This is a genomic window from Streptomyces sp. NPDC048057, assembly GCF_040653095.1.
Lineage (GTDB): Bacteria > Actinomycetota > Actinomycetes > Streptomycetales > Streptomycetaceae > Streptomyces.
In genome coordinates this window covers 1-6,432 of sequence record NZ_JBEZNF010000063.1, presented here as the reverse complement: position 1 = coordinate 6,432, position 6,432 = coordinate 1, and the positions used below count along the sequence as shown (strand labels likewise).

2 protein-coding genes are annotated in these 6,432 nt (G+C 68.5%); both read left to right on the top strand.

The genetic code is table 11. The features are described 5' to 3' along the window. Positions 1-15 precede the first annotated feature (15 nt). On the top strand, positions 16-5,397 hold the full coding sequence (locus AB0E05_RS36240; protein ID WP_361971843.1) for a type I polyketide synthase: 5,382 nt from the start codon (positions 16-18) through the stop codon (positions 5,395-5,397). 64 nt (positions 5,398-5,461) lie between these two features. Continuing rightward, on the top strand, positions 5,462-6,432 hold a 971-nt coding region (locus tag AB0E05_RS36235), incomplete at its 3' end, for a beta-ketoacyl synthase N-terminal-like domain-containing protein (protein ID WP_361971841.1).

The window sequence follows — 6,432 nt, the reverse complement described above, 5'->3', positions numbered from 1 at the left end:
CTGTACCTCGGGTCGTTGAAGTCCAACATCGGACACACCCAAGCAGCCGCCGGCGTCGGCGGCATCATCAAAATGGTGATGGCGATGCACCACGGCCGCCTCCCCCGCACCCTCCACCTCGACGCACCCACCCCCCACGTCGACTGGGAAAGCGGCGCGGTAGAGCTGCTGGACGAGGCCCGCACATGGACACGGAACGGGCACCCACGCCGCGCAGCCGTCTCCGGCTTCGGCATGAGCGGCACCAACGCCCACATCATCCTCGAAGAAGCCCCCACCCAACCAGAACCCACCACCCAAGAAGCCCCCACCCAAGACACCGCTCTCGCACCATGGCTACTGTCCGGCCACACCGAACAAGCACTACGCGACCAAGCAACCCAACTACACACCTACGCCCAAACCCACACCAGCCAAACCGAACTCCAAAACGCAGCCCACACCCTCACCCAAGGACGCACCCACCACACCCACCGCTCCGTCATCACCCCCACCGACCACACCGACCTCCTCAACGCCCTCAACGCCCTCGCCCACAACACACCCCACCCCAGCCTCGTCCAAGCCACCACCACCGAACCCGGCAAAACCGTCTTCGTCTTCCCCGGCCAAGGCTCCCAATGGCACGGCATGGCCCACCAACTCCTCGCCACCTCCCCCACCTTCACCCACCACCTCACCCAAGCCAGCGAAGCCCTCCAACCCCACACCGACTGGAACCTCCTCGACCTCCTCAACAACACCCACACCCCACCCCCCGACCGCGTCGACATCACACAACCCGCCCTCTTCGCCGTCATGACCAGCCTCGCCCGCCTCTGGCAACACCACGACATCCACCCCGACGCCGTCCTCGGCCACTCCCAAGGCGAAATCGCCGCAGCCCACATCGCCGGCGCCCTCACCCTCAACGACGCCGCCAAAATCGTCGCCCTCCGCAGCAAAGCCCTCCTCCCCCTCGCCAACACCGGCACCATGGCCTCCATCCCCCTCCCACCCCACGAAACCCAAACCCACCTCACCCCCTACAACGACCTCCACATCGCCGCCCACAACGGCCCCCGCACCACCGTCATCGCCGGAAACACCCAACAAATCCACCACCTCACCACCCACCTCAACAACCACAACATCCGAGCCCGCACCATCCCCGTCGACTACGCCTCACACACACCCCACATCCACCCCCTCCAAAACACCCTCCTCCAACTCCTCAACGACATCACCCCCACCCACAGCACCACCCCCTTCTACTCCACCCTCTACGCCCAACCCATCAACACCACCCAACTCACCGCCCAATACTGGTACGACAACCTCCGCAACCCCGTCCAACTCCACCCCACCCTCCTCACCCTCCTCAACACCGGCCACACCCAATTCATCGAAACCAGCCCCCACCCCGTCCTCACCACCGCAATCCAAGACACCGCCGACACCACCCCCCACACCACCCTCACCACCGGCACCCTCCGCCGAAAAGAAGGCACCCTCCGCCGCTTCCACCTCAACCTCGCCCAACACCACACCCACGGCACCCCCACCAACTGGAACACCACCCCACCCACCAACCCCAACCCCACCAACCTCCCCACCTACCCCTTCCAACACCACCGCTACTGGCTGGAAGGCCCTGCCGTGCAGAGCGATGCGACGAGCCTGGGCCTGGACACCCTGGACCATCCCTTCCTCAGCGCGGCCACCACGCTCGCCGATGGCGGCACCCTGCTCCTGACCGGTCGGCTGTCGCGTCGGCAACATGCCTGGCTGGCCGACCACGCAGTCGGTGAGAACGCCCTGCTGCCCGCCACCGCCTACCTTGAACTGGCCTTCCAGGCCGCTGATTGCCTCGGCGGTGCCAGCGTCGAGGAGCTCGCTCTCGAAACCCCGCTGTTCCTATCCGAGCACGGCGGCGTCCAGCTCCAGGTGACTATCGATCCCCCTGACGACGAGGGCCGACGAACGGTCACCGTGCACTCACGGCCGGATTCCGCCGACGCCGAGACGCTGGTCGAGGAGGTCACCTGGACCCGTCACGCCGCCGGCACACTCGCTCCCCCGCCACAGGCCGGGACCTCTCTGGATGTCTGGCCGCCTGCGGGCGCCACGGAGCTAGACACCGAAGGTCTCTACGAACGACTCGCGGACCTGGGATACACGTACGGAGCCGCGTTCCAGAACCTGTGTGCAGCCTGGGTACTGGACGGCACTGTGTACAGCGAGGTGGAGCTGGCGCCCGAGTACCATCTCGACGCCGCACGCTTCGGTATACACCCCGCTCTCCTGGACTCGGCGCTCCACGCCATGGGGCTGGGCGACTTCCTCGGCGAAGGCGTGAACCTGCCATTCACCTGGGCTGGGGCCTCCCTTCAGGCCACCGGTGCCACCACGCTCCGCGTCGCCCTCTCACCGGGCGAGGGCGGTGAGAACACCGTGACCGTGTCCGTAGCGGACCCCACGGGAGCACCAGTCGCCCAGGTCGAACAGCTCACCCTGCGCCCCACGCAATCCGGCCGTGCGCCCGCCGGACCGGGCCGCTCGGCCTCCGACGCACTGTACGAGCTGGAGTGGGTCGAGGCAGCCCGGCCTGCCTCGCAGTCCGCCGAAGCCCTCCCCCCGTACCAAATCTCGGGCTCCCTCGGCCCGTTCGGCGACCTGCCATCCTTGCTCGGCGCGCCCGTCGAGCGGGACGCCGAACTGACCTTGCTGCCGGTCTGTGTGTCCGGTGATGGGGACACCGGAACGCCGACGATGGTCAGTGCGGCCGCACAGGATCTACTCGACCGACTCCGTGATCGGCTGGCCGACAACACGGATGACACCACCCCCATCCTGGTCCTCACGCACCGGGCCGCACCCGTCCTGCCAGGTGACCTTCCAGAGTTGGCGAACGCCCCGCTCCTGGGGCTGCTCCGGTCGGCGGCGACCGAGAATCCAGATCGGATCACCCTCGTCGATCTTGACGACGAGGCCGCCTCACTGCGCGCACTGCCCGCCGCACTCGCCACCGATGAACCTCAACTAGCCCTTCGTAACGGTGAATTGCTCGTTCCGAGGCTCACTAGGAGCACTCCGGAAACAACACTGGATGTACCGAGCAACGGCTCCGCCTGGCGGCTGGAAACACCCGGCGGCTCGCCCGACGACCTGCGCGCGGCCCTGTACCCGGCGGCCAAGGCTCCGCTGGCCGAGGGCCAAGTGCGGATCGCCGTCCGTGCCGCCGGGCTGAACTTCCGAGACGTACTGACCGCCCTGGGGATGGTCCCTGTCGGGGCACCGCTGGGCACGGAGGCGGCCGGCACGGTGCTGGAAACGGGACCCGGAGTGACCGATGTCTCCGCCGGAGACCGGGTATTCGGTCTGGTTCCCGGCTCGGTGGGCCCAGTCGCCGTCGCAGACCGGCGGCTGATCGCACGGATCCCCGACGGTTGGTCCTTCGCCCAGGCAGCCGGCGTCCCGGCCGTGTTCACCACGGCCTATCACGGTCTGGTGGAAGTGGCCGATGTACGGCCCGGCGAACGACTGCTGATCCACTCCGCGGCCGGCGGCGTGGGGATGGCAGCGCTCCAGCTGGCCCGGCACCTAGGCGCCGAGGTGTTCGCCACCGCCGGTCCCGGCAAGTGGGGGGCGCTGCGCGCCCTGGGCCTCCCCACCGAGCACCTGGCCTCCTCCCGGACGACGGACTTCGAGAGCGGCTTCCGTACGGCCACCGACGGTGAGGGCGTAGATGTCGTCCTCAACTCCCTGACAGGCGATTTCATCGACGCATCGCTCCGGCTGTTGCCGCGCGGCGGGCGGTTCGTGGAAATGGGGATCGCCGACGTACGAGACCCCGAAGCCGTCGCGTCCACGCATGAGGGCGTGTCCTACCATGCCTTCGAACTGCTGGACATGGGCATCGACCGCGTCCAGCAGAGCCTACGCAGCGTGCTCGCCCTCTTTGAACAAGGAATTCTGGAACCGCTGCCGGTCAGCACCTGGGACATCCGCCAGGCGCCCGCAGCCTTCCGCTACTTCAGCCAGGCGCGACAGGTAGGCAAGGTCGTACTCACGGTGCCGCCCACCGACAGGAACGACGGCACGGTGCTGATCACTGGCGGCACCGGCACCCTTGGTGCCGCACTGGCCCGCCACCTGGTCACCGAACGAGGGGTCCGGCATCTGCTGCTGATTGGGCGGCGCGGTGACCAGGCCCCAGGAGCGGCGGAACTCGGCGCCGCACTTGCCGAGCTCGGCGCCGAGGTGCGTATCGAGGCGTGTGACGCCTCTGACCGCGAAGCTCTCTCCCGGCTGCTCGGCTCGATCCCGCCAGAACATCCACTGACAGGGGTTGTCCATGCCGCAGGAGTCCTGGACGACGGGATACTCGCCTCCCTGACACCTGAGAAGATGACCGCGGTGTTCCGGCCGAAGGTGGACGCGGCGTGGCATCTGCACGAGCTGACACGCCATCTGGATCTGCGGTCGTTCGTCCTGTTCTCCTCGGCGTCAGGGCTGCTCGGCGGCGCTGGACAGGCCAACTACGCGGCCGCGAATGTCTTCCTCGACGCACTGAGCCGGCATCGCCGAGCCCTCGGCCTACCCGCGACCTCACTGGCTTGGGGCATGTGGGAGCAGGCCAGCGGCATGACGGAACATCTTGCGGAGGCCGACCGGGAGCGGATCAGCCGGGGCGGACTGCTCCCCATGTCCGTGCCGGAGGGCATGGCCCTGTTGGACGCGGCGCTCGCGGCGGACCGGCCGCTGCTCGTTCCGGCGCCGTTGGACCGTGCGGCCTTGCGTGCCCAGGCCGAGCAGGGCACGGTTCCCGCGGTCCTGCGCTCGCTGATGCGGGCACGCGCGGTGCGCCGCGCCGCACGGGGGACGCAGGTCCCAGTGGCCCCGCTCGTCGATCGGTTGGGCGCCCTGCCCGCGGCCGAGCGCGAGCAGTTCCTTCTCTCTCTGGTCCGCGACCAGGTAGCAGCGGTGCTGGGACACATGGAGGCGGACGACATCGCGGCCGAACGGGCGTTCAAGGAGATCGGCTTCGACTCGCTCACCTCCGTAGAACTGCGCAACCGCATCGGGGCGGCCTCAGGCCTGCGCCTGCCCACAACCCTGGCGTTCGACTTCCCGACCCCCGCCGCGCTGGCCGGTCACCTCCTCGCCCGGCTCGCCCCGCGGGACACGGTGGATCACTCTGCCGACCTGGAGCGGCTACTGGCCGCGATCTCCGTGGACAGCGAGGGCTTCCCATTGATCAAGGACCGCTTGCGGGCTGCCCTCTGGCAGTGGGACGAGGCCGTCTCGGGGCTGGACGTCGGAGGGGGGCCAGGCCAGGAGACGGTGAGCGATCTGTCCGAAGCTACCGACGCGGAGCTGTTCCGGGCCCTCGACGAGGAACTCGACGCGCCCTGACCACAGGGGCGTTCCCGCATCCCGCCCCGTCCACCGTTCAGTCCTTCGAGAAGAGAGTGCGGCTGTGACGAACACCGAAGACAAACTGCGCGACTATCTCAAGCGGACGACGGCCGATCTGCGCCAGGCCCGCCGACGCGTCAAAGAGCTGGAACATAGGGATCACGAACCGATCGCGATCGTGTCAATGGGGTGCCGCTTCCCGGGAGGTGCCGACTCTCCCGAGTCGCTCTGGCGGCTATTGCGCGAGGGCACGGACGCGGTGTCCGAATTCCCGGAAGACCGGGGCTGGGACCTGGACACTCTGTACGACCCCGATCCGGACCACCCCGGCACTGCCTATACCCGGCAGGGCGGTTTCCTGGACAGCGCGGGAGAGTTTGACGCCGCGTTCTTCGGGATGGGCCCCCGGGAGGCGGTCGCCACTGATCCCCAGCACCGGCTGCTGCTGGAATTGTCGTGGGAGACCTTCGAGCGGGCGGGCATCGCTCCCGGATCACTGCGCGGCAGCCGTACGGGCGTCTTCGCCGGAGTGGTGTCACAGGCGTACGTTCCTCCGCCCGACCGGGTACCGGAGGGCTTCGAAGGCCATTTGATGACGGGGAATGCCACGAGTGTCGCCTCCGGTCGGGTCGCCTACCACCTAGGGCTCGAAGGCCCGGCGATCACCATCGACACCGCGTGCTCCTCTTCGCTGGTGGCCATGCATCTTGCGGCCCAGGCGTTGCGCCGCGGTGATTGCGACCTGGCGCTGGCCGGCGGCGTGACGGTGATGGCGACGCCCGTCCTGCTCGTGGAGTTCAGCCGCCAGCGGGGCCTGTCGCCGGACGCCCGCTGCAAGGCGTTCTCCGCGGATGCCGACGGCACCGGATTCGCGGAGGGCGCGGGCCTGGTGCTGCTGGAGCGGCTCTCCGACGCCCGGCGGGCCGGTCGCCGGATCCTCGCCGTCATACGCGGCACCGCCATCAACCAGGACGGCGCCAGCAACGGCCTCACCGCACCCAACGGCCCCGCCCAACAACGCGTCATCCACCA